This is a genomic window from Halobacterium salinarum DSM 3754, from assembly GCF_008124605.1.
Taxonomy (GTDB): Archaea; Halobacteriota; Halobacteria; order Halobacteriales; family Halobacteriaceae; genus Halobacterium; species Halobacterium salinarum.
In genome coordinates this window covers 763,026-781,675 of the sequence record NZ_VRYN01000001.1, presented here as the reverse complement: position 1 = coordinate 781,675, position 18,650 = coordinate 763,026, and the positions used below count along the sequence as shown (strand labels likewise).

Below are 18,650 nucleotides of genomic sequence, written 5' to 3'. Positions count from 1 at the left end.
TTGAAATGTGAGAGCGAAGAACTACCGTGTACACATCTACCATGTCAATGGGTGCCTACGACGAGGCGGAACACGAGCGCAGGGAGGCGAAACATAGCGTCGACGTCTCCGCGGACGACGACGAGCGGGCGGCGTACGACGGCGACGTGGAGTTCACCACCGACGAGTCGACCGAGGAGTTGCTCGCGCAGTTCAAAGCGATGAGCGACTAGTTCCTGAGGACGGACAGCGAGACGGTGGTCACGACGATGACCGCAACGACGTGACCGGCGACGGCGAAGACCAGCAGCGGATGCCCCCAGACGAACGGGAGCAGGACCGCTTGGGCGGTTCCGAACCCGAGCGTGCGTTTGTCCACACCGGCCATGCGGGAGGCGGTGGCGGGCTGGAGGGATTGGGTGAGCGACCGCCACAGCGCGACGACGGCCGCCCACCAGCCGGTCCCGATGCGGTAACACACGTCCCAAAGCACGAGCAACGCGAGTGCCGACGGGATCACTGGGGGTTGCTCGCCGAGCAGGCCGGCGACCAGCGTCGCGCCGTCGCGGGGGTCCCAGACGAACAGGTACGTCATGAGGAGCACGTACGACACCACGCCGAGGACGACTTCGATGCTGGACGCGAACAGCAGTTGGCGGTATCTGGCGGGGACACCCGGGCCGCGGGCGCGGGCACCGATGTCGAGCATGAACGCGCTGCCGGCGGCCGCCACCAGCACGGCGGCCGTGCCGGGGAGGATCGCGCCGGGGAGGTCGTAGACGGCGGCGGTCACGAGGACGCCGACTTCGAACAGCACGAACTGGATGAGGACCGCCAGCCGGTCTGAGATGTCGATCCCGGGGATGGCACCGACGATGCTCTCGTACACCCAGGTTTCGCCGTAGACGCCGCCGGCGGCGTGGGCGGTGGATGTGGGTTCCTGGTAGTCGCTGGGCGGGGGGTCGCGGGAGTCACTCATCGGCGGCCACCCCGCGCTCGCGCAGCGCGTTCGCGGCGGCGTCGTCGAACGGCGTCAGCGACACGTCGACGAGGTCCTGGATGCGGTCGTCGGTGACCACGACCGGATGTTTGAGGCCGTGGATCAGGGGATGGGCGACGCTCCGGGGCACGTCGGTCACGAGGTCAACCCAGTACGTCGAGAGCGTCGGCGTCAACACTGGCACGGGAACGAGCAAGAGGCGCTGCCCCGCAAGTGTGGCGGTTCGTTCGAGCATCGACTTGTACGAGAGCACGTCGGGGCCGCCGATCTCGTACGTGTTGCCGGCGGTCGCCGGCGTTTCGAGCACGCCACGCAGGTACGCGATCACGTCCGCGACGGCGATGGGCTGGCAGGGCGTCTGCACCCACTTGGGCGTGATCATCACGGGGAGGCGGTCGACGAGCTGGAACACCAACTCGAAGCTGGCGCTGCCCGCGCCCACGACGACGGCTGCGCGAAGCGTCGTGAGGTCGAAGGCCGCACCGGCGAGCACGGCTTCGACTTCGCGGCGTGATTCGAGGTGATCCGAGAGGTCGGTGCCCTCCTCGCCGAGGCCGCCGAGGTAGATCACGCGGTCGACCCCCGCGGCGTCGGCGGCGGCGGCGAAGTTGCGGGCGGCGCGGCGGTCGCGCTCCGCGAAGTCGTCGCCGGCGCGCATCGAATGCACGAGATAGTAGGCGGTGTCGATGCCGTCGAAGACGCCCGCCAGCGACGCGGGGTCGAGCAGGTCGCCCTCGGCCACGTCGACGCTGGTGTCGGGGTCGTAGCCGTCGGCGTCGCGGACGAGCGCCCGGATGTCGTAGCCGGCACCGGCCAGCGCCGGGGTGAGGCGGCCGCCGATGAACCCGGTCGCTCCCGTGACAAGAACTCCCATAGGTTCGATTGGGGCGTCACCTGGTTAAGTGTTCAGCCGGCTGACTGGTGGTCTCACCAGTGATATATAGCACACACAGTCCTATGGAGGGATGGCAGCCACCACGTAGCCATATTATAAACGGGTTTACTGGTTCCGGGTGGCATTCCAAGCGATGCACTCAGACCCAGACGACGGGGCCAGCGGACCAGTGTCTCGGCGAGCGTTCGTGGCCGCAACCGGTACTGCGGGTGTCGCGGCGCTTGCCGGCTGCGCCAACAGCACCGACGGCAGCGGGGGCGACGGCACGGAGGCGGCCAGCCAGGACGGCGACGAGACGGCAAGCCAGTCCAGCCAGCTCGACACCAGCGTGTTGACCGGTGACGGCTCCTCGACGGTGTTCCCGATCACCAACGAGGGATCGAGCTACTGGAACTCGAACCCCGAGGCCGGCGACGAGGATTACTGGCCCGAGGAGTGGGCCAGCGAGTACGACACGGAGATGCGGCTCGCTGATTATTTCGCGTCGGAGTACGGCTACGAGGCCGGTGGGGAACGGTCGAGCCCGCCGTTCCGGGTGAGCATCGCGTTGAGCCACTCCGGCACCGGCATCGAGGGCGTCATGGAGGACCGCGTCGATATCGGTGACGCGTCGGCGTCCGCCGCCGACGAGCTGCCGGACGCGGACAGCGACACCCTGGATGGGTTCGTCGACCACGTCGTGGGCGTCGACGGGCAGCCGATCGTTGCCAGCCGTGAGGTCGTTGACGGCGGCGTCGAAACCATCACCATCGAGGAGTTGCGCGGGATCTACCGCCAGGAGATCACGAACTGGTCGGAGCTGGGCGGCCCGGACCGCGACATCCTGGCGCTGGGGCGCGCAGAGGGGTCGGGCACGGACACGTCGTTCCGGGCGAACGTGTTCGGCGATCCCGAGGCGGCGATCAGTCCCGACCAGCGCTACGGCCAGAACCAGCAACTCCAGCAGGCCATCGGGCAGGCGGACAACGCCATCGCGTACATCGCGTTGGCGTTCGTGCAGCCGGACGGCGACACCCCGCCGCTTGACCTGGAGATCGACGGGACGACGTACGCCTACGGGGAGAACCTGGGCGCCGAGGAGTACCCGTTGTCGCGTGACCTCCACGCGTACACGTGGCAGGACACCTCGCGGAAGGAGGCCGCGTTCATCAACTTCCTGTTGAGCGAGTTCGGCCAGGAGAAGTTCGTGACGAGCAACGACTACTTCGCGTTGCCCGAGTCCCGGCTGTCGACGGAGCGCGAGAAGGTCGCGGCGTCGAACTACCAGACGTGAACCGGAGCGGCCGGCACGGCACGGCGGCTCGGAGGCGCCAGCCATGATGCGGCGCGTCAAGCGGACCGTGGCGGCCCGCGTCACGGATCCGGTTGTGGGTGTGGCGCGGTCGGCGCGCGAGTACCGCTCCCGGACCGGTGACACGGCCGTTGCCGTGCAGGCCGTGATCTGCGGGTCGCTAGGGGCGGCGTTCGTGGCGTTCCTGGTGGGATCGCAGTGGACCGTCTTCCCGGCGGGCGTGTTCCTGGCGACGACAGTCGTGGGGTGGCGACGCGAGCAGGCCGCCACCGGCAAGGCGGTGACGTTTCTGATGACGGTCGGAACCGTCGGCGTGTTGGCGTTGATCGTTGCGTTCTTGCTCGTGCGGTCGGTGCCGGCCGTCGAGCACATGGGCGTTGGGTTGCTGGGGCGCACCGCGGACCCGCTGTGGGCGGCCCGCGACGGCGGCGTGTACTCGCTTGCGCCGATGCTCGTCGGGACCGCGATCACGACGTGCATCGCGACGGTGATCGCGACGCCCGTCGGGATCGCGGGCGCAGTGTTCATCAGCGAGATCGCGCCCCCGCGGGTGCGTGACGTGGTGAAGCCCGGGATCGAGTTGATGGCGGGGATCCCGTCGATCACGTACGGGTTCATCGGGTTGACGGTGTTGAACCAGTATTTCTACGCGGAGTTCCGCACGCCGACGATCGGGTCGTATCTCGCCGCGGGCGCGATGATCGGCGTGATGGCGTTGCCGACGGTCGTCACCATCTCCGAGGACGCGCTGGCTGCGGTCCCGGAGTCGGTCAAAAGCGGGGCGCTGGCGATGGGGTCGACGCCGTGGCAGACGACCAAGAGCGTGACACTGCCGGCGGGGTTGTCGGGGGTGTCCGCGGGCGTGCTGTTGGGTGTCGGACGTGCCATGGGGGAGACGATGGCGGCGACGGTGATGCTCACGCACACGAAGGGGTTCCCGTCGCCGGTGTTCGACGTGTTCTCACAGTACGGGGAGACGCTGACGACGGTCATCGCCTTCGAGGGCGGGAACGCCAGCGGCGTCCACATGAGTGCGCTGTTCGCCGGTGGCGTCGTGTTGTTCGTGACCGTGATGGCGTTGAGCGTCGGGTCACAGTACGTCGAGTGGCGGATGCACCGCAAGCTCGGGGGTGAGACCTGATGGGGACCGCGACGAAGACCACACTGGCCACCGGGGAGTCGGTGGTGGGTGCGGTCACCTCGCGCACCGTGCTCGGGGTGACGGCTGCGACCGTCGTCCTGGCCGTGGCGTGTCTCATGCAGTGGGTTGCGCCCGGCGGGGCTGTGGTCGGGATCCCGGTCGCCACGCTGTTGGGCGGCGGGCTGGCCGTCGCTGGCTGCGGGATCGCGGTGTTGGGCGCCGGGTCGCGGCTCGGATACATCGAAACCACGCCCTCCCGTGCGACCAGTCTGGCCGCCGGCTGTGTCGTCGGCATGCTGTGGGCGGTCAGCGGTGGGGTCGCCACGACGGTCGCCGTCGGCGGTGGGGACGCGTGGCTGCCCGTCGCCGTGGTGGGTGGCGTGGCGGGGGCGCTGGCGACCGTGTTGCCCCGCGAGGACGCCGGTGCGACGCTGCCGGCCGCGGCCGTGATCGTGGGGTGGGGCGGTGCGATCGCGGCCAGCGGCGGCGGTGGTGGCTGGACGTGGGCACCGGCGTGGTCGTCGGCGGTGTTCCCGGGCACGGAGATCGTGCCGGTGGTGGCTGTCGGCGGTGCGTTGCTGGCGGCGTGGAGCGGCGCGAGCGCACACGCTGGCTTCGGCGCTGAGGGGCGGCAAGCGGGGGCGTACGCGCTGGTCGGTGCGGTGGTCGTCGGGACGCTTTCCGTGTTGGTGTTGCTCGTCGGGTTCGTCGTGTTGAAGGGGATAACGCCCGTGCTGACGGGCGCGAGCCTGACCGGTGGCACGCTCGGGCTGCCGTTCGTCGACGCCGCCGTGCCGTGGCCGACGCTGCCGTTCGTGACCAACCAGACCGGCGGCCTCTACGTCACCATTCCGGGGGTGTTCCCGGCGCTCGTGGGCACCCTCTGGCTGGTGTTCGGTGCGGTCGTGGCCGCGGTGCCGTTGGGCATCGGGGCGGCGGTGTTCCTCACCGAGTACGCCGAGCGCGGTCGGTTCACGCAACTCGTCGAGGTCGCCACGAACGGGTTGTGGAGCACGCCCAGCATCGTGTTCGGCCTGTTCGGGTTGGCGTTCCTGGTGCCGCGGCTCAGCGGCGGGAACTCGATCCTGGTCGGCCAGTTGGTGTTGGGGTGTATGCTGTTGCCGCTGGTGTTGCTGACCTGTCGGGAGGCGTTGCTGGCGGTGCCCGACGCGCACCGCGACGCCAGCGCCGCGCTGGGCGTGACGAAATGGCAGACGATCCGGAGCGTCGTCGTGCCGGCTGCGATGCCGGGCACGATCACGGGCGTGATCCTCGGGGTGGGGCGCATCGCGGGCGAGACCGCGCCGCTGTTGTTGGTGTTCGGTGGGGCACCGTACCCGTCGAACACGCCGGACGTGCTGGGCAGCTTCTCGCTGATGGCCCAGCCGCCGTTCGTGACCAACGACGCGCTGTTGGCGCCCGCCAGCGCGCTCCCCTACCAGCTGTACACGACGATCACCGCGGGCGTGTTCCCCAAAGACGAGTTCACCACGGCGGCGTTCGGCTGGGGGACTGCACTGGTCTTGCTGGCGGTAGTGATCGGGTTGTACGCGGTCGGCATCGCCAGCCGTCGGTACTTCAGGAGGAAGCTACATCATGAGTGACACACCACAATCGGAGCCACGACGCAGCGACGACCGTTCGGGAGCCGACGACGCCACCGCGGCGGCGGCGGCGGGCAGCACAGACGCAGCCGCGGCCGCCGTCTCGTCGAAGACGGGCGGTATCGCGGGCCCGCCTGGCGGGCCCGGTGGGGTCGACGGCGACGAACCGGCGGTCGCCAGAACGGTCGGCGAGAGCGACGAACAGTTGCAGGACGCGTGGACCGACTACGAGTTCGACGGGGACGCGAAGGTCAGCGTGTCCGACCTGGATACGTACTACGGCGAGGAGCGGGCGTTGGAGTCGGTCTCCCTGGACATCCCCGCCGAGAGCGTGACCGCGCTCATCGGGCCGTCGGGCTGCGGGAAGTCGACGTTCCTGCGGTGTTTGAACCGCATGAACGACCGGATCAGGGGGGCGCGCGTCGAAGGGAGGGTGGCTCTCGACGACAGGGACGTCTACGGTGACGGCGTGAACCTCGTGGAGCTGCGCCGGCAGGTGGGGATGGTGTTCCAGGAGCCCAACCCGTTCCCGAAGTCGATCAGGGACAACATCTCCTACGGGCCCCGGAAGCATGGTGACCTCGAAACGGGGCTGCTTGCGCGGCTGCTCGGGCGCGACGACCGGGACGCGGAGCGCGACCTCGTCGAGCGGGCGCTGCGGCGCGCGGCGCTGTGGGACGAGGTCAGCGACCGCCTGGGCGACAACGCGTTGGGGCTGTCCGGGGGCCAACAGCAGCGCCTCTGTATCGCGCGGTGTCTGGCCGTCGATCCGGACGTGATCCTGATGGACGAGCCGGCGTCGGCCCTGGATCCGGTGGCGACGGCGAAGATCGAGGACCTCATCGAGGAGCTCGCCGAGGAGTACACCGTCGTGGTGGTCACGCACAACATGCAGCAGGCCGCCCGCATCAGCGACCAGACGGCGGTGTTTCTCACCGGCGGGCGGCTCGCGGAGTACGACGCAACCGACGCGATCTTCCAGAACCCCCAGAGCCAGCGCGTCGAGGATTACGTCGCCGGGAAGTTCGGGTAGCCGACGGATGGATCGGTTCAGTTGGCGGCCGCAGCCGGGCGGCCACAGGGCGACCGCTCGCGGCGTCCGGTCGGGGGTGTAGCGCGTGGAAACGCGCAAGATCCAGCAGGTCGGCGGCGGCACGTACACGGTGTCGCTGCCGGGGTGGTGGGCCACCGAGCACGGCGTGAGCGCGGGCGACACGGCGTATCTCTACCCACACAGCGACGGGTCGCTCGTCGTGCGGTGGGGTGAGGCGGCCGACAGCCCGCTGGCGTCGACCCGTGTGCCGGTGCCGTCGGACGCTCCGCCACGGGCGGCGGCGGACGCGTTGGACGCCGCGTACGTCGCCGGGTTCGAGGAGATCGACGTGAGTGGGGTGGCGGCGTCGCCGCCGCCGGCGGCGGAGGTGGCGGTGTCGGCACCGCAGTCGGCCCGTGGTGACGGCGACGGGAGTGGCACTGCTGGCCCGACAGCCGCCCAGCGGGACGCAGTGATCGACCGGGCGCGCACCCTCCCCGGGGTTGACGTGGCTGCGTCGTCGGCCGACCACGTGGCTGTCCGGGGGCTGTTTGACGCGGCTGACGTCTCCATCCGGCGGTCGCTCATGCGGCTGCGGTTCAACGCGTTGGCGGCCCACGAGGCCGCGATCGACGCCGTCACCGAGTCCGGCGGCGGCGTGATCGAGCGCGTGGAAGACCGGTGCCATACGGCCGATCGCACCGTGCGGCTGATCGAGCGGTACGGGAACCGCGGGCTGGCACAGCGGTCGACGCTGGACGCGCTTGCGGTGTCACGGCCCCAGGTGGCCGGCTGCGTTGCGGCGGCGCGGGCGCTGGAGCGCGCCACTGCTCGTGCGGGCGACGTTGCGGCGGTCGGGGAGCGCGCCGCCGGGAGCCTGGACGACGACGTTGCGCGGGTGCTTCGTGGGGTGAGCGAGGACGCGTGTGCGAGCGTGGACGCCGCGACGGACGCGCTCGTGGAGGCGGTCGGCGGGTCGAGCCGGGTGCCGAGCGCGCACGACGCGCGCCGGCAGTGTGCGCGCGTCCGCCGGGTCGCCGACTGCGTGGAGCGCGCGGCGCTCGACGACGACGCGGCCGCGATGCGAACGCCGAGCACGGCGGCTGTGGCAGTTCGGGCGCTTGACGGGCTGGTGGGGACCGCGGACTGCGGTGCCGCCATCGCTGCGGTCGCGCTCCGGATGGCGGTGGGCGCACAGCGGTAGCGGCGGCGAACCTGGTATCCCTCCGGCACGCGAAGGCAGCGTATGAGCGAGGCCTGTGACGCCTGCGGCGACGACGTGCGGCTGGCCGGCGGCATCGCGAACATCTGGGCGAGCGAGCCGGTCCGCACGGGCGGGATGACGCTGGAGTTCGACGACGGCACGGAGCACTTCCTGTGTTTCGACTGTATCGAGGCGCTGCCCGACGCGCCGACGGCCGCCGACGTGGAGGCGCTGAAGGGATGAGGTTTTCCGCGCGGCAGCCCTCGCGTCGTGCGTGCAACCGGGTCGCGTCGTCGAGGAGTTCCCCGCGCCGGAGTTCCGGGGCGCCCAGCGGCAGGCGCTGGCGGACATCCAGGCGGCGTTCGACGCCGGCAACGACGTGGTGTTGGTGCGGGCACCCACTGGCAGCGGCAAGAGCCTGCTCGCGCGGGCCATCATGGGGTGTGCGCGGCGGGCCGCCGACGCCGACCCCAGCGACGCCGTGGGGGCCTACTACACCACGCCGCAGGTGAGCCAGCTCGACGACGTGGCCGCCGACGACCTGCTGGAGGAGTTCAAGCTCATCCGGGGGAAGTCGAACTACACGTGCATCCTCCCCGGCGAGGAGGCGACGCCCGTGGACCGCGCGCCGTGCGCCCGCGAGCGCGGCTACGACTGCGCGGTGAAACACCGGTGTCCGTACTTCGCGGACCGCGCCATCGCGTCCTCGCGGGCGTTCGCCGCGATGACGCTGGCGTACTTCATGCGCACCGCCGGGTCGGAGGTGTTCCGGAAGCGCGACGTGTGTGTCATCGACGAAGCCCATGGGCTCGCCGAGTGGGCGGAGATGTACGCGACTATCGACCTCGACGAGCAGCGGGTGCCCGTCTGGCAGGACGTCCGGGTTCCGAGCGGCCTCGACGGCGACCCCGAGCGGACGGCTGATTTCGCCGACCACCTCCAGGGGGTCTGTGAGGGCGTGAAAGACGAGCTGCTCGGGCAGGACGAGCTCACCACGGAGGCGGTGGCGCGCCGGGACCGCTTGCAGGAGCTCATCGCCGAGTTGGACTGGTTCATCGAGGACTACCGGGACCCCGAATCGGCGACGACGTGGGTGGTCGACGCCGACGAGGAGGGGGTCACGATCAAACCCATGGACCCCGAGCGGTATCTGTCGCACACGGTCTGGGACCGCGCGAACAAGCACGCGTTGCTGTCGGCGACGATCCTGAACAAGGCGGCGTTCTGTCGGAGCGTCGGTCTCGATCCGTCGACCGTCGCGCTGGTCGACGTCGAGCACACGTTCCCCGTGGCGAACCGGCCGCTGTACGACGTGACCCAGGGGAAGATGACCTACGAGAACCGCGCGCAGACGCTGCCGAAGCTGGCGGACACCGTCGTCCGCGTGATGGCGACCCATCCCGACGAGAAGGGCATCGTTCACGCCCACAGCTACGACATCGCGGAGAACCTGGCGGCGCGTCTCGCGGACGCCGGTGTCGGCGACCGTGTGCGCACCCACGACGCCGACACCCGGGATGCCGAACTGGAGCGCTGGAAGGCAAGCGACGACCCCGAGGTGTTCGTCGCCGTGAAAATGGAGGAAGCCCTGGATCTGGCCCACGACCTGGGGCGCTGGCAGGTGCTGTGCAAGGCGCCGTTTCTGAACACGAACGACTCCCGGGTGGCCGCCCGTCTCGCGGACGGCCAGTGGGCGTGGTACTACCGGACGGCGCTGCAGACGATCATTCAGGCCTGCGGCCGGGTGGTGCGTGCGCCCGACGACTACGGCGCGACCTACATCGCGGATTCGAGCGTTCTGGACGTCTTCGAGCGCGCCCGTGGGGACATGCCGCCGTGGTTCGCGGCGCAGGTGGACGCGATGACGACGCCCGACCTCGCCGAGCCGGACCCGGCGGCCGCGCTGGGGGAGACGACTGCCGGCGTCGAGCAGGTCGAGGCCGCCACCCGTTCAACGGACACCGGTGGCCGCGGGTCGACCGGCGAGACACAGCCCGATCGGGCGGCGAGCCGCGACGACCGGGACAGCGAGGGATCGCCGGTCGCGGACGTCTGGAACACCGAGTGATCAGAGCAGCGAGACGGCGTACGCGACCGACGACCCGAGCAGCAGGATCGTGAGGACGATCGCGCGGTACTGGTTGCGGTCCATGCACACACCTGTTGCCGGCGACGGGTAGGCGTACCGGTGGGCTTTCGTCGGAGCCACGTGAACGCGGCGGTGTGCTCCGAACACGACTGCTCGGTGTTGGACTGCTCGCGTCCGGGTTGCTGCACCTGTTCGGCGCGAACCGGCTGCTCGACTGGGCGGCGACAGCCTACGACGTCGGCCTGGACGCGGAGTTCACGCCCGGGCCGACGACGGCGTGGCGGGTGCGGGGGCTCGGGGTGGCGTCGCTGCTGGCGGGCGCACACCTCGCGTACCACGGGCGTGTGGTTCCGAGAAACGACGGCGACTAGGGAACGCGGGCGTCGATGGCGACGTGGAAGACGCCTTCGCTGTGTGATTTGACGCGCCGCGTGTCCAACACCGTGGGGGCGGGGCGGCCGGCGCGCTGGCAGCCGGCGCGGAGCCGCGAGAGCGGGCGCTCCCAGAGTTCCGCCTCCGGAACCGCGCTGTGGGCGTGGAGGACGCCGCCGGAAACGAGGTTGTCGAGGGCCGCGTCCAGATAGCCGGGGGTGGACGCGGCGTCGCCGACGGGACCGCCGCCGAGCGCGTCGTAATACCCCATGACGATCCGGTCGGCGGGCGCGTCGACCTCGCGGCAGTCCCCGAGAATGGTGTCGAGCGTCTCGGCGACGTCGTTGAGTTGGGCGTTCTCCGCCAGGAAGCGGAACGCGGTGGGGTTTTTCTCGACGGCGGTGACGGTCGCGCCGGCGCGGGCCATCGGGAGCGCGAAGTAGCCGACGCCCGCGAACATGTCCAGCACGCGCTCGCCGGGGCCGGTGGCGTCGCCCATGCGTGCGCGTTCGGCCTTGTTCCCCGGCGAGAACATGACAGCAGCGAGATCCAGCGCGTACCGAGTGCCGTGCTCGACGTGGACGGTTTCGGTGTCGCCGTCCCCGGCGACGACCGAGACGTCCGGGGTCCGGTGTTCGCCGGCGACGCCGTCGCCGCGGTCGAGGACGGTGTCGGCTTCGCGGTGGAGCTCCAGCAGCGCGGCCCCGACCTCACCGGGCCGGGGGCAGTCGGTGAAGTCCGCCAGGATCACGCTGCCGAGGACCGCCCACGACGAGGGGGCGCGCTCGCGCTCGGCGGCCGACCAGCCGCGCTCGCGCAGGCGGTCGCCGAGGTCGGGGGCGCGAGGATCGGGGTCTGCTTGGGCGATGGCGCGCTCAAACGGAACCGCGTCGGGCTCCGCGGTGACCGGGAGTTCGACGTGGTCGGCGTCGTGTTCTCGGACTTTCCGGCGGTCGTCGTAGACGCCTTCGTCCTCCAGCCCGTCGATGGCGGTCTGGCTGTCGGGTTTCGGGACGACGACGGCGAGGCTACGCATCGGGGAGGACGTGGAGGCCCGCGCGGGATTTGAGCGCCGGGACCGTCGACGCGTCGGGGTCGACGTAGTCGGGGCGGGCCACGGTCTGGGCCTCGTAGGTGTCGGGGTCGAGGATCTGGATGGCCGCGTCGTCTTCGACGGTGACGACCGTCGCCTCGGTGGCGTCCGCGACGGCGCCCAGTTTGCGGGCGTCCGGGCTGTCGCCGTCCTCGAAGCTCGCCTCGTAGGGTTCGCCCGTGGTCACGCGAACGCCCTTGAGGTTGCCGTGGTTGGACTGCACGAGCACCGGGCCGCCGTCGTCGGCGGCGATGTCCACGACATCCCCGGGAACGAACTCGGGCAGCCGGACGGCGTAGGTGACGCGGTAGACCTCGTTGCCGTCGTCGTCCTCGGTGATGAGCGTCTCGTGGTCCTCGAAGTCGCCGCCGAACTCCTCGACGAGCTTGCGGGCGAGTTTCAGCCCGATCTTGGTCGTGGAGAGTTTGATGTCGGTGCCGGATTCGGCGTCGCCGATCTCGGTGACGAACGCCTCCCGGTCGCCGGTGGCCTCCATGTCGGCGACGATGCGGTGGGCGAGCTCGGCGGCGCGGTCGGTCTCCTCGCTTGTGGGGTCCCGGCCGACCGCCCGCACCTGCACCGTCGAGGCATAGGACTCCCCGGCGATGCGGCCGCAGCGCTGGCAGGTCTGGCGGCTCACTTTCACCGTGACGGCGACCTGCTCGGTGCGGTGGGTGTCCCGCACGACGCCGGTGAACGTCGCGTGCATCCGGACGGTGTTGTCGTCGAGTTTCTCCGGGCGGACCTCCCAGTCGACGTCCTCGGCCTCAAGGTGGACGCCGAGCGCCTCGGTCGTCTCCGCGACGGCGACGTCGACGTAGTCGTCGGCGCCGATGTCCACCCAGCGGTTCCCGCGGTGGACGGCCCCACAGCGGGCACACACCATCACCTCGATGGTGTCGGGGGCGTCCACGAGATCGAACGCCGCGAAGTAGCAGGAGTCGCACAGCGACTGCTCGCGGCGCGTCGCCCCGTCACCGCCGGCCGAGTCAACGGGGTCGCCGCACTCGGGGCAGAAACTGCTGCCTGCGTCGGTCATGGGCCGGGATAGCGCTCGCAGGCTGTTAAGTACCCCGTCACGGCGGCGGCCGAGTGCGGCGACCAGTTTCACTTTCAGTGTGCTGTATACGAGACTTTATGCGTGGGGCGGCACAACCAGGAGATACATGCCTGAATCCGATCTCGAAGAGCTGCCCGGCGTCGGCCCGGCAACCGCAGAGAAGCTCCGCGACAACGGCTTTGACGCGTTCCAGAGCCTCGCAGTCGCGAACAGCGCCGAACTCTCGAACACCGCCGACATCGGCGAAAGCACCGCTGCGGACGTCATCCAGGCCGCACGCGAGGCCGCCGACGTGGGCGGCTTCGAGACCGGCGCGACCGTCTTGGAGCGCCGAGAGCAGATCGGGAAGCTCACCTGGAACATCCCCGAAGTCGACGACCTCCTGGGGGGCGGCGTCGAAACCCAGTCGATCACCGAAGTGTACGGCGAGTTCGGCGCGGGGAAATCCCAGGTCACCCACCAGCTCGCGGTGAACGTCCAGCTCCCGACCGAATACGGCGGCCTCCACGGCCGCGCGGTGTTCATCGACTCCGAGGACACCTTCCGCCCCGAGCGCATCGACGACATGGTGCGTGGCCTCTCCGACGAAACACTCCAAGCGGCGATGGAGGCCCACGAGATCGAGGGCAGCACCGACGACGAGGACACCCTCACGGAGCTCGTGGACGCGTTCCTGGACAAGATCCACGTCGCGAAAGGCTTCAACTCCAACCACCAGATGCTGCTGGCGGAGAAGGCCAAGGAGATCGCCAGCGAACACGAGGACGGCGACTGGCCGGTGCGGATGCTCACCGTCGACTCGCTGACCGCGCATTTCCGCGCCGAGTACGTCGGCCGCGGCGAGCTCGCGGACCGACAGCAGAAGCTCAACAAACACCTCCACGACCTCGAAAAAGTCGGGAACCTCTACAACGCCGCGGTGCTGGTCACCAACCAGGTGCAGTCGAACCCGGACGCGTTCTTCGGCGACCCCACGAAACCCATCGGGGGCAACATCCTCGGGCACAAGTCGACGTTCCGGATGTATCTCCGGAAGTCGAAAAACGACAAGCGCATCGTGAAGCTCGTCGACGCGCCGAACCTCGCGGACGGCGAAGCCGTGATGCGGGTACAGGACGAGGGCCTGAAGCCCGAATAAGCGGCCCGCGGTCTCAGGCGTCGTCTTCGGTGGTCGTCCGGTCGGCCTCGTCGCCGTCGCCCGTGTAGATCTCCGCGCCGTCCTGGACGACCTTCTCCGAGAGCACCGCACACTTGATGCGCATCGGCGTCACCTCGACGCCGAGCATGTCCAGGATGTCATCCCGGTCGAGGGCGTCGACCTCCGCGAGCGTCATGCCCGGGAGTTCCTCCGAGAGCATGCTGGCGGAGGCCTGACTGATCGCGCAGCCGTCGCCGCGGAACGCCACGTGAGCGATCGTTTCGCCGTCGTCGTCGAGGGCAACGTCGAATTCGAGTTCGTCCCCACACGAGGGGTTGTATCCTTCGTGGGTGAACGACGGCTCGGGGAGCTCGCCCTGGTTGCGGGGGTTGCGGTAGTGATCCAGGATCTGCTGTCGGTACATGTCCGAACCCATGCTCATATTGCTTGCTGGTAGGGCAGAACGGCGTAAAAACGTTCCGTGGCGCTGACCGATCAGGGCGCGAAGATCTGGCGGGCTTCGTCGACCGCCGCAACCAGGGCGTCGACCTCGTCGCGGGTGTTGTAGAGGTAGAACGACGCGCGGGCCGACGCTGGGACGCCGAGGGTGTCGTGCAGCGGCTGCGTGCAGTGGTCGCCGGCACGGATCGCCACGCCGTAGTCGTTCAGGATCGAGGACAGATCGTGGGCGTGGATGCCGTCGACGTTGAACGACACGACCGCGCCGCGGTCGTCGCCCGGCGGGCCGTACACGTCGACGTCGTCGGTCATCGTGAGTTGGTCGTAGGCGTACTCGGTGAGCGCCTCCTCGTGGGCTCGGATGGCGTCCATGCCGATGTCCTGGAGGTAGTCGACGGCTTCGGCGAGCGCGATGCCCTGGGCGATGACCGGGGTCCCGGCTTCGAACTTCCAGGGCGGGTCGTTCCACGTGGCGTCCTCGTAGGAGACGCGCTCGATCATGTCGCCGCCGTAGAGGAACGGCTCCATCTCCGCGAGCAGGTGGCGCTTGCCGTAGAGGCAGCCGATGCCCGTCGGGCCGAGCATCTTGTGTCCGGAGAACGCGTAGAAGTCGGCGTCGATCTCCTGGACGTCGACAGCGCGGGTCGGCGCGGCCTGCGCGCCGTCGACGAAGATGTAGGCGCCGTGGTCGTGGGCGATGTCCGCGAGCTCGCCCACGGGATTGACCGTGCCCAGAGTGTTCGAGATGTGGACGGCGTTCACGAGGGCGGTGTCGTCGGTGATCATGTCCGCGGCGGCGTCCATGTCGAGGTAGCCGTCGTCGGTGATGGGGATGTATTTCACCTCGGCGCCGGTTTCATCGGCGACCTGCTGCCAGGTCACGAGGCTGGCGTGGTGCTCCATCTGCGTGAGCACGACCTCGTCGCCGGGGCCGAGCTCGTTCAGTCCCCACGCGAACGCCACGAGGTTCTCGGCTTCGGTGGTGTTTTTGGTGAACACCATCTCCTCGCGGTCCTCGCCGCCGACGAACGCGGCGAGTTTGTCGTGGGCGTCCTCGTAGGCGACGGACGCCTCCTGACTGAGTTCGTGGAGGCCGCGGTGGACGTTCGAGTTGTACCGGCGGTAGTAGTCCGCGATGGCGTCGACGACTGGCTCAGGGGTGTGTGAGGTGGCGGCGTTGTCGAGGTAGACGAGATCCTCGCCGCCCGCGACCTCCCGTTCGAGGATCGGGAAGTCGGCGCGCACGGCCTCGACGTCTATCGGGCCCTGTTCGGTGGCTTCCATTGAAACGGTGTAGGGAGCCGGGCCACTACTGTTCTTCGGTGGGCCGAAATCCGGCCGCGACTGGGGTGCTCAGAACTGCATGAACTGGGCGTGGACCGTGCCCTCCAGTTCGAGCACGTTGGCAGCCTCGACGTGTCCCGCGTCGATGGCGATGCCGACGGCGGTGTCACCGACCACGTTCCCGATGGTGGCGCGAGCCAGCGCCGCCCGGACGGCGTCTGCGTCGGCGGCCTCGCCGTCGTAGAAGGACTCGGTGACGGTGAACTCGGTGCCGCCGTTGTCGTAGGTCTCCCCGAGCACGTCACGGTCGCAGGCCGCAACCAGCAGCCCCCGGTCGGTGTGTCGCTCCCGCATCACCAACGGCGACGGAGTGGTCATCGCTCGTCGACGAGTTCGCGTTCCTGCTGGCTGCGGATCTCGTCGGCCTGCTCGGCGACCTTCGCGGCCTCCTCGTCGCGGCCGAGTGCCTCGAGCGCGCGGGTTTTCTCCTCGTAGACGTCGGCCTGCTGGAAGCCCAGGCGGATCGCGTTGTCCAGGGCGTCGAGCGCCTGCTCGGGGCGGTCGCGCTCGTTCTCGATGAACCCCAGGTTGTACCACGCCTGTGGCAGGCGCTTGTCCACGCGGACCGCCTCCTCGGCGTGCTCGTAGGCCTGTTCGTCCTCGCCGAACTCCCAGAGCGCGTACGCCAGGTTGGTGTGGGCGGCCGCCTCGAAGTCCCCGTCGTCGGCGACGAACAGCGCCTCCCGGTGTGCGCCGACGGCGGCGTCCCACTCCTCGAGTTCGCCGTGCGCAATACCCTTGTTCACCCAGGCCTCCTGTTCGCGGTTGTCGTCGTCGGTGTACTGGGCGGCGCGCTCGAAGGTGTCGACGGCCTGCTCGTTGCGGTTGATGCCCATGTAGCTCAACCCGACGTCGATGAGTTCGTCGGCGTCGACGGCGTCGTTGTCGAGGGTGCGCTCGTCGAGGGTGTCCGCGACCACGCGGCTGTCCACGGGGTCGACCGTGTCGGGGTCGACGTCCAGTTCCGGCGGGTCGAGGTCGAAGCCCGCGTAGGGGTCGTCGAAGCCCGCGCCCTCGGAGAACTCGTGATCGAGGGCGTCGTCGTCGAGCCCGGCGGCGTCTTCGGGCGCGGGCTCGCCGTCGGCGTCCTCGCTGCGGTCTGTCATACGGCGTGGTTGGCGAGCCGCGGGGTTAAGGCCTCCGCACCCGGCCGCGTGCGTGTGAGCCGCCTGCGCGACGCCGGCCGAGCGCACCGACAGAAGAACAACGTTTTAACGACGGCGGTGGTACTCGCGTCCACTATGGGTAAGAAGTCGAAGGCCTCGAAAAAGCGGCTGGCCAAACTGGAGCGCCAGAACAGCCGCGTCCCCGCGTGGGTCATGATGAAGACGAACCGAGACGTCCAGCGCAACCCGAAGCGCCGCAACTGGCGGCGTAACGACACCGACGAATAATGAGCGCCAGCGAATTCGATGACCGCTTCGTAACGGTGCCGCTGCGTGACGTGACGAAGGTGCCGAGTCACGAGCGCGCCGGCGAAGCGATGAACATCATCCGCCAGCACCTCGCAAAGCAGTTCGCCGTCGACGAGGACGCGGTCCGCCTGGACCCCTCGATCAACGACGCCGTCTGGAGCGAGGGCAACAACAACCCGCCCCGGAAGCTCCGTGTGCACGCTGGGAGCTTCGCCGAGGACGGCGAGACAGTCGTGGAAGCCGACTACGAAGGCTGACAAGCTTGCTACGCGCTGCGTTCCGTGGGTCCGCGTACATCGGCGTATTCGCTCGCGCCACCGAGAGCTGTGTGCTCGTTCGCCCGGACCTCGACGACGACTTCGTCGACTCGATCGCCGACGAGCTGGGTGTGCCCGCCGTACAGACCACCGTCGGCGGGTCCTCGACTGTCGGGTCGCTGGCAGCGGGGAACAGCAGCGGGCTGCTTGTGAGCAACCGGATCCGGGAGCGGGAGCGCGACCGCATCGAGGCCGCCGGCGTCACCGTCGGCGAGCTTCCCGGCGCGGTCAACGCCGCCGGGAACGTCGTTGTCGCCAACGACGACGGCGCGTACGTCCACAGCGGGCTCTCGGACGACGCCGTCGCGGCCGTCGAGGAGACCCTCGACGTGTCGGCGACGCGGGGCCAGCTCGCGGGCGTCGACACCGTGGGCACGGCCGCCGTCGCGACCACTGACGGCGTGCTCTGTCATCCGAAGGCGACGGACGCGGAGCTGGAGCGCATCGAGGAGACGCTGGGCGTGTACGCCGACGTCGGCACCGTGAACTACGGGGCGCCGCTGGTCGGCTCCGGGCTCGTGGCGGCCGACGACGGCTACCTCGTCGGTGACGACACGACGGGGCCGGAGATCGGCCGGATCGAGGACACGCTCGGCTACATCGAGTAAGAACGCCTTCGTTGCCCACCTGTGCGGTCCTCCACGCGGGAGGCCAGACGCCCGATTGACGGCTTTTTCGTGGCTGCGGTGCTCGCTCAGCGGCGTGGCTGGGAAGGGAAGATACTTCCCCCTTGCTGCCGCAGTGAGTGACATGAGTCTTGGAGGCGGCGGTCAACAGCAGCTACAGCAGTTGTCCCAGGAGATTCAAGCAATCGAGGAGGAGGTCGAGGAGCTCGAAGCCGACGTGGCGTCGCTGCGCCAGGAGCAAACGGAGATCGAGGAGGCCAAAGAGGCCCTCGACGTGCTGGAGACGGGCGCGACCGTGCAGGTGCCGCTGGGCGGCGACGCGTACGTTCGTGCCGAGGTCAAGGACATGGACGAGGTCGTTGTGAGCCTCGGCGGCGGGTACGCCGCGGAGCAGGACAGCGACGCCGCGGCGAGCGTGCTCGACGAGAAGAAGGCCACCATCGACGGCCGCATCGACGACGTGCAGGCCGAGATCGCTGACCTCAGCGAGGAGGCCGAGCAGCTCGAACAGCAGGCCCAGCAAGCCCAACAGCAGATGATGCAACAGCAGATGCAGGCCCAACAGCAGCCCCAGGACGGCGAGCAGTAAG

General features: G+C 69.4%; 23 protein-coding genes. 14 read left to right on the top strand and 9 right to left on the bottom strand.

Annotated elements, in window-relative coordinates; translation table 11 throughout:
* Nucleotides 1-41: 41 nt before the first annotated feature.
* Nucleotides 42-212: a DUF5786 family protein gene (locus APQ99_RS12515; protein WP_012289514.1), complete on the top strand. Its 171-nt coding sequence runs from the start codon at nucleotides 42-44 to the stop codon at nucleotides 210-212.
* Here APQ99_RS12515 and APQ99_RS04105 read toward each other — a convergent pair.
* Nucleotides 209-958: a DUF7530 family protein gene (locus tag APQ99_RS04105; RefSeq protein ID WP_010903860.1), complete on the bottom strand. Its 750-nt coding sequence runs from the start codon at nucleotides 956-958 to the stop codon at nucleotides 209-211. The two genes, APQ99_RS12515 and APQ99_RS04105, sit on opposite strands and share 4 nt — an antisense overlap.
* Complete coding sequence (locus APQ99_RS04100; RefSeq protein ID WP_010903859.1) at nucleotides 951-1,853, bottom strand: NAD(P)H-binding protein; 903 nt, start codon at nucleotides 1,851-1,853, stop codon at nucleotides 951-953. Before APQ99_RS04100 ends, APQ99_RS04105 begins: the two co-directional genes overlap by 8 nt.
* 154 nt (nucleotides 1,854-2,007) lie before the next feature.
* Between APQ99_RS04100 and APQ99_RS04095 the strand changes: the two genes are divergently transcribed.
* The 7 genes from APQ99_RS04095 (at nucleotide 2,008) to APQ99_RS04065 (ending at nucleotide 10,215) form a co-directional block, all read left to right on the top strand.
* Nucleotides 2,008-3,147 carry a PstS family phosphate ABC transporter substrate-binding protein gene (locus tag APQ99_RS04095; protein ID WP_136360935.1) on the top strand — a complete coding sequence of 380 codons (1,140 nt, stop codon included), beginning with the start codon at nucleotides 2,008-2,010 and terminating at the stop codon, nucleotides 3,145-3,147.
* 43 nt (nucleotides 3,148-3,190) lie between these two features.
* Nucleotides 3,191-4,306, top strand: coding sequence for a phosphate ABC transporter permease subunit PstC (gene pstC / locus APQ99_RS04090; protein ID WP_010903857.1), 1,116 nt, complete (start codon nucleotides 3,191-3,193; stop codon nucleotides 4,304-4,306).
* The gene (gene pstA / locus APQ99_RS04085) at nucleotides 4,306-5,910 is read left to right on the top strand and encodes a phosphate ABC transporter permease PstA (RefSeq protein ID WP_136360934.1); all 1,605 of its coding nucleotides are present in this window, start codon (nucleotides 4,306-4,308) and stop codon (nucleotides 5,908-5,910) included. The genes pstC and pstA overlap by 1 nt, the downstream gene beginning before the upstream one ends.
* Entirely contained in the window at nucleotides 5,903-6,943 is a 1,041-nt protein-coding gene (gene pstB, locus APQ99_RS04080; RefSeq protein ID WP_136360933.1) for a phosphate ABC transporter ATP-binding protein PstB, read from the top strand. Before pstA ends, pstB begins: the two co-directional genes overlap by 8 nt.
* A gap of 85 nt (nucleotides 6,944-7,028) precedes the next feature.
* A complete protein-coding gene (locus APQ99_RS04075) occupies nucleotides 7,029-8,147 on the top strand; it encodes a phosphate uptake regulator PhoU (RefSeq protein ID WP_136360932.1) in 1,119 nt (372 codons plus the stop codon).
* A 42-nt stretch (nucleotides 8,148-8,189) separates the two neighbouring features.
* Nucleotides 8,190-8,390 (top strand): DUF7561 family protein, encoded by a 201-nt coding sequence (locus tag APQ99_RS04070; protein WP_136360931.1) that lies wholly within the window; start codon nucleotides 8,190-8,192, stop codon nucleotides 8,388-8,390.
* A gap of 31 nt (nucleotides 8,391-8,421) precedes the next feature.
* Entirely contained in the window at nucleotides 8,422-10,215 is a 1,794-nt protein-coding gene (locus APQ99_RS04065) for a helicase C-terminal domain-containing protein (protein WP_136360930.1), read from the top strand.
* Here the strand turns inward: APQ99_RS04065 and APQ99_RS12510 are convergent, their stop codons facing one another.
* A complete protein-coding gene (locus APQ99_RS12510; protein WP_157849924.1) occupies nucleotides 10,216-10,356 on the bottom strand; it encodes a hypothetical protein in 141 nt (46 codons plus the stop codon).
* Nucleotides 10,357-10,370: 14 nt separating this feature from the next.
* Here APQ99_RS12510 and APQ99_RS04060 point away from each other — a divergent pair, with 14 nt between their 5' ends.
* The gene (locus tag APQ99_RS04060; RefSeq protein ID WP_136360929.1) at nucleotides 10,371-10,607 is read left to right on the top strand and encodes a hypothetical protein; all 237 of its coding nucleotides are present in this window, start codon (nucleotides 10,371-10,373) and stop codon (nucleotides 10,605-10,607) included.
* On the opposite strand, the gene APQ99_RS04055 is transcribed toward APQ99_RS04060, so the two are convergent.
* Nucleotides 10,604-11,644: a class I SAM-dependent methyltransferase gene (locus APQ99_RS04055; RefSeq protein WP_136360928.1), complete on the bottom strand. Its 1,041-nt coding sequence runs from the start codon at nucleotides 11,642-11,644 to the stop codon at nucleotides 10,604-10,606. The two genes, APQ99_RS04060 and APQ99_RS04055, sit on opposite strands and share 4 nt — an antisense overlap.
* On the bottom strand, nucleotides 11,637-12,740 hold the full coding sequence (locus APQ99_RS04050; protein ID WP_136360927.1) for a 60S ribosomal export protein NMD3: 1,104 nt from the start codon (nucleotides 12,738-12,740) through the stop codon (nucleotides 11,637-11,639). The genes APQ99_RS04055 and APQ99_RS04050 overlap by 8 nt, the downstream gene beginning before the upstream one ends.
* A 127-nt stretch (nucleotides 12,741-12,867) precedes the next feature.
* Here APQ99_RS04050 and radA point away from each other — a divergent pair, with 127 nt between their 5' ends.
* The gene (gene radA / locus APQ99_RS04045) at nucleotides 12,868-13,899 is read left to right on the top strand and encodes a DNA repair and recombination protein RadA (RefSeq protein WP_012289511.1); all 1,032 of its coding nucleotides are present in this window, start codon (nucleotides 12,868-12,870) and stop codon (nucleotides 13,897-13,899) included.
* A gap of 13 nt (nucleotides 13,900-13,912) precedes the next feature.
* On the opposite strand, the gene APQ99_RS04040 is transcribed toward radA, so the two are convergent.
* The 4 genes from APQ99_RS04040 to APQ99_RS04025 form a co-directional block, all read right to left on the bottom strand.
* A complete protein-coding gene (locus APQ99_RS04040; RefSeq protein WP_010903848.1) occupies nucleotides 13,913-14,341 on the bottom strand; it encodes an iron-sulfur cluster assembly scaffold protein in 429 nt (142 codons plus the stop codon).
* Nucleotides 14,342-14,394: 53 nt separating this feature from the next.
* A complete protein-coding gene (locus APQ99_RS04035; RefSeq protein ID WP_136360926.1) occupies nucleotides 14,395-15,642 on the bottom strand; it encodes an aminotransferase class V-fold PLP-dependent enzyme in 1,248 nt (415 codons plus the stop codon).
* A 69-nt stretch (nucleotides 15,643-15,711) separates the two neighbouring features.
* Nucleotides 15,712-16,020 carry a DUF424 domain-containing protein gene (locus APQ99_RS04030; protein ID WP_010903846.1) on the bottom strand — a complete coding sequence of 103 codons (309 nt, stop codon included), beginning with the start codon at nucleotides 16,018-16,020 and terminating at the stop codon, nucleotides 15,712-15,714.
* The gene (locus APQ99_RS04025; RefSeq protein ID WP_010903845.1) at nucleotides 16,017-16,808 is read right to left on the bottom strand and encodes a tetratricopeptide repeat protein; all 792 of its coding nucleotides are present in this window, start codon (nucleotides 16,806-16,808) and stop codon (nucleotides 16,017-16,019) included. The genes APQ99_RS04030 and APQ99_RS04025 overlap by 4 nt, the downstream gene beginning before the upstream one ends.
* Nucleotides 16,809-16,943: 135 nt before the next feature.
* On the opposite strand from APQ99_RS04025, the gene APQ99_RS04020 reads away from it, so the two are divergent.
* From APQ99_RS04020 to pfdA, 4 genes are all read left to right on the top strand, one after another.
* Nucleotides 16,944-17,096 (top strand): 50S ribosomal protein L39e, encoded by a 153-nt coding sequence (locus APQ99_RS04020; RefSeq protein ID WP_010903844.1) that lies wholly within the window; start codon nucleotides 16,944-16,946, stop codon nucleotides 17,094-17,096.
* Nucleotides 17,096-17,374 (top strand): 50S ribosomal protein L31e, encoded by a 279-nt coding sequence (locus APQ99_RS04015; RefSeq protein WP_010903843.1) that lies wholly within the window; start codon nucleotides 17,096-17,098, stop codon nucleotides 17,372-17,374. The genes APQ99_RS04020 and APQ99_RS04015 overlap by 1 nt, the downstream gene beginning before the upstream one ends.
* A gap of 5 nt (nucleotides 17,375-17,379) precedes the next feature.
* Nucleotides 17,380-18,042 (top strand): translation initiation factor IF-6, encoded by a 663-nt coding sequence (locus APQ99_RS04010; protein WP_010903842.1) that lies wholly within the window; start codon nucleotides 17,380-17,382, stop codon nucleotides 18,040-18,042.
* Between the two features lie 142 nt (nucleotides 18,043-18,184).
* On the top strand, nucleotides 18,185-18,649 hold the full coding sequence (pfdA, locus tag APQ99_RS04005) for a prefoldin subunit alpha (protein WP_010903841.1): 465 nt from the start codon (nucleotides 18,185-18,187) through the stop codon (nucleotides 18,647-18,649).
* The last annotated feature ends 1 nt before the right edge of the window (nucleotide 18,650 follow it).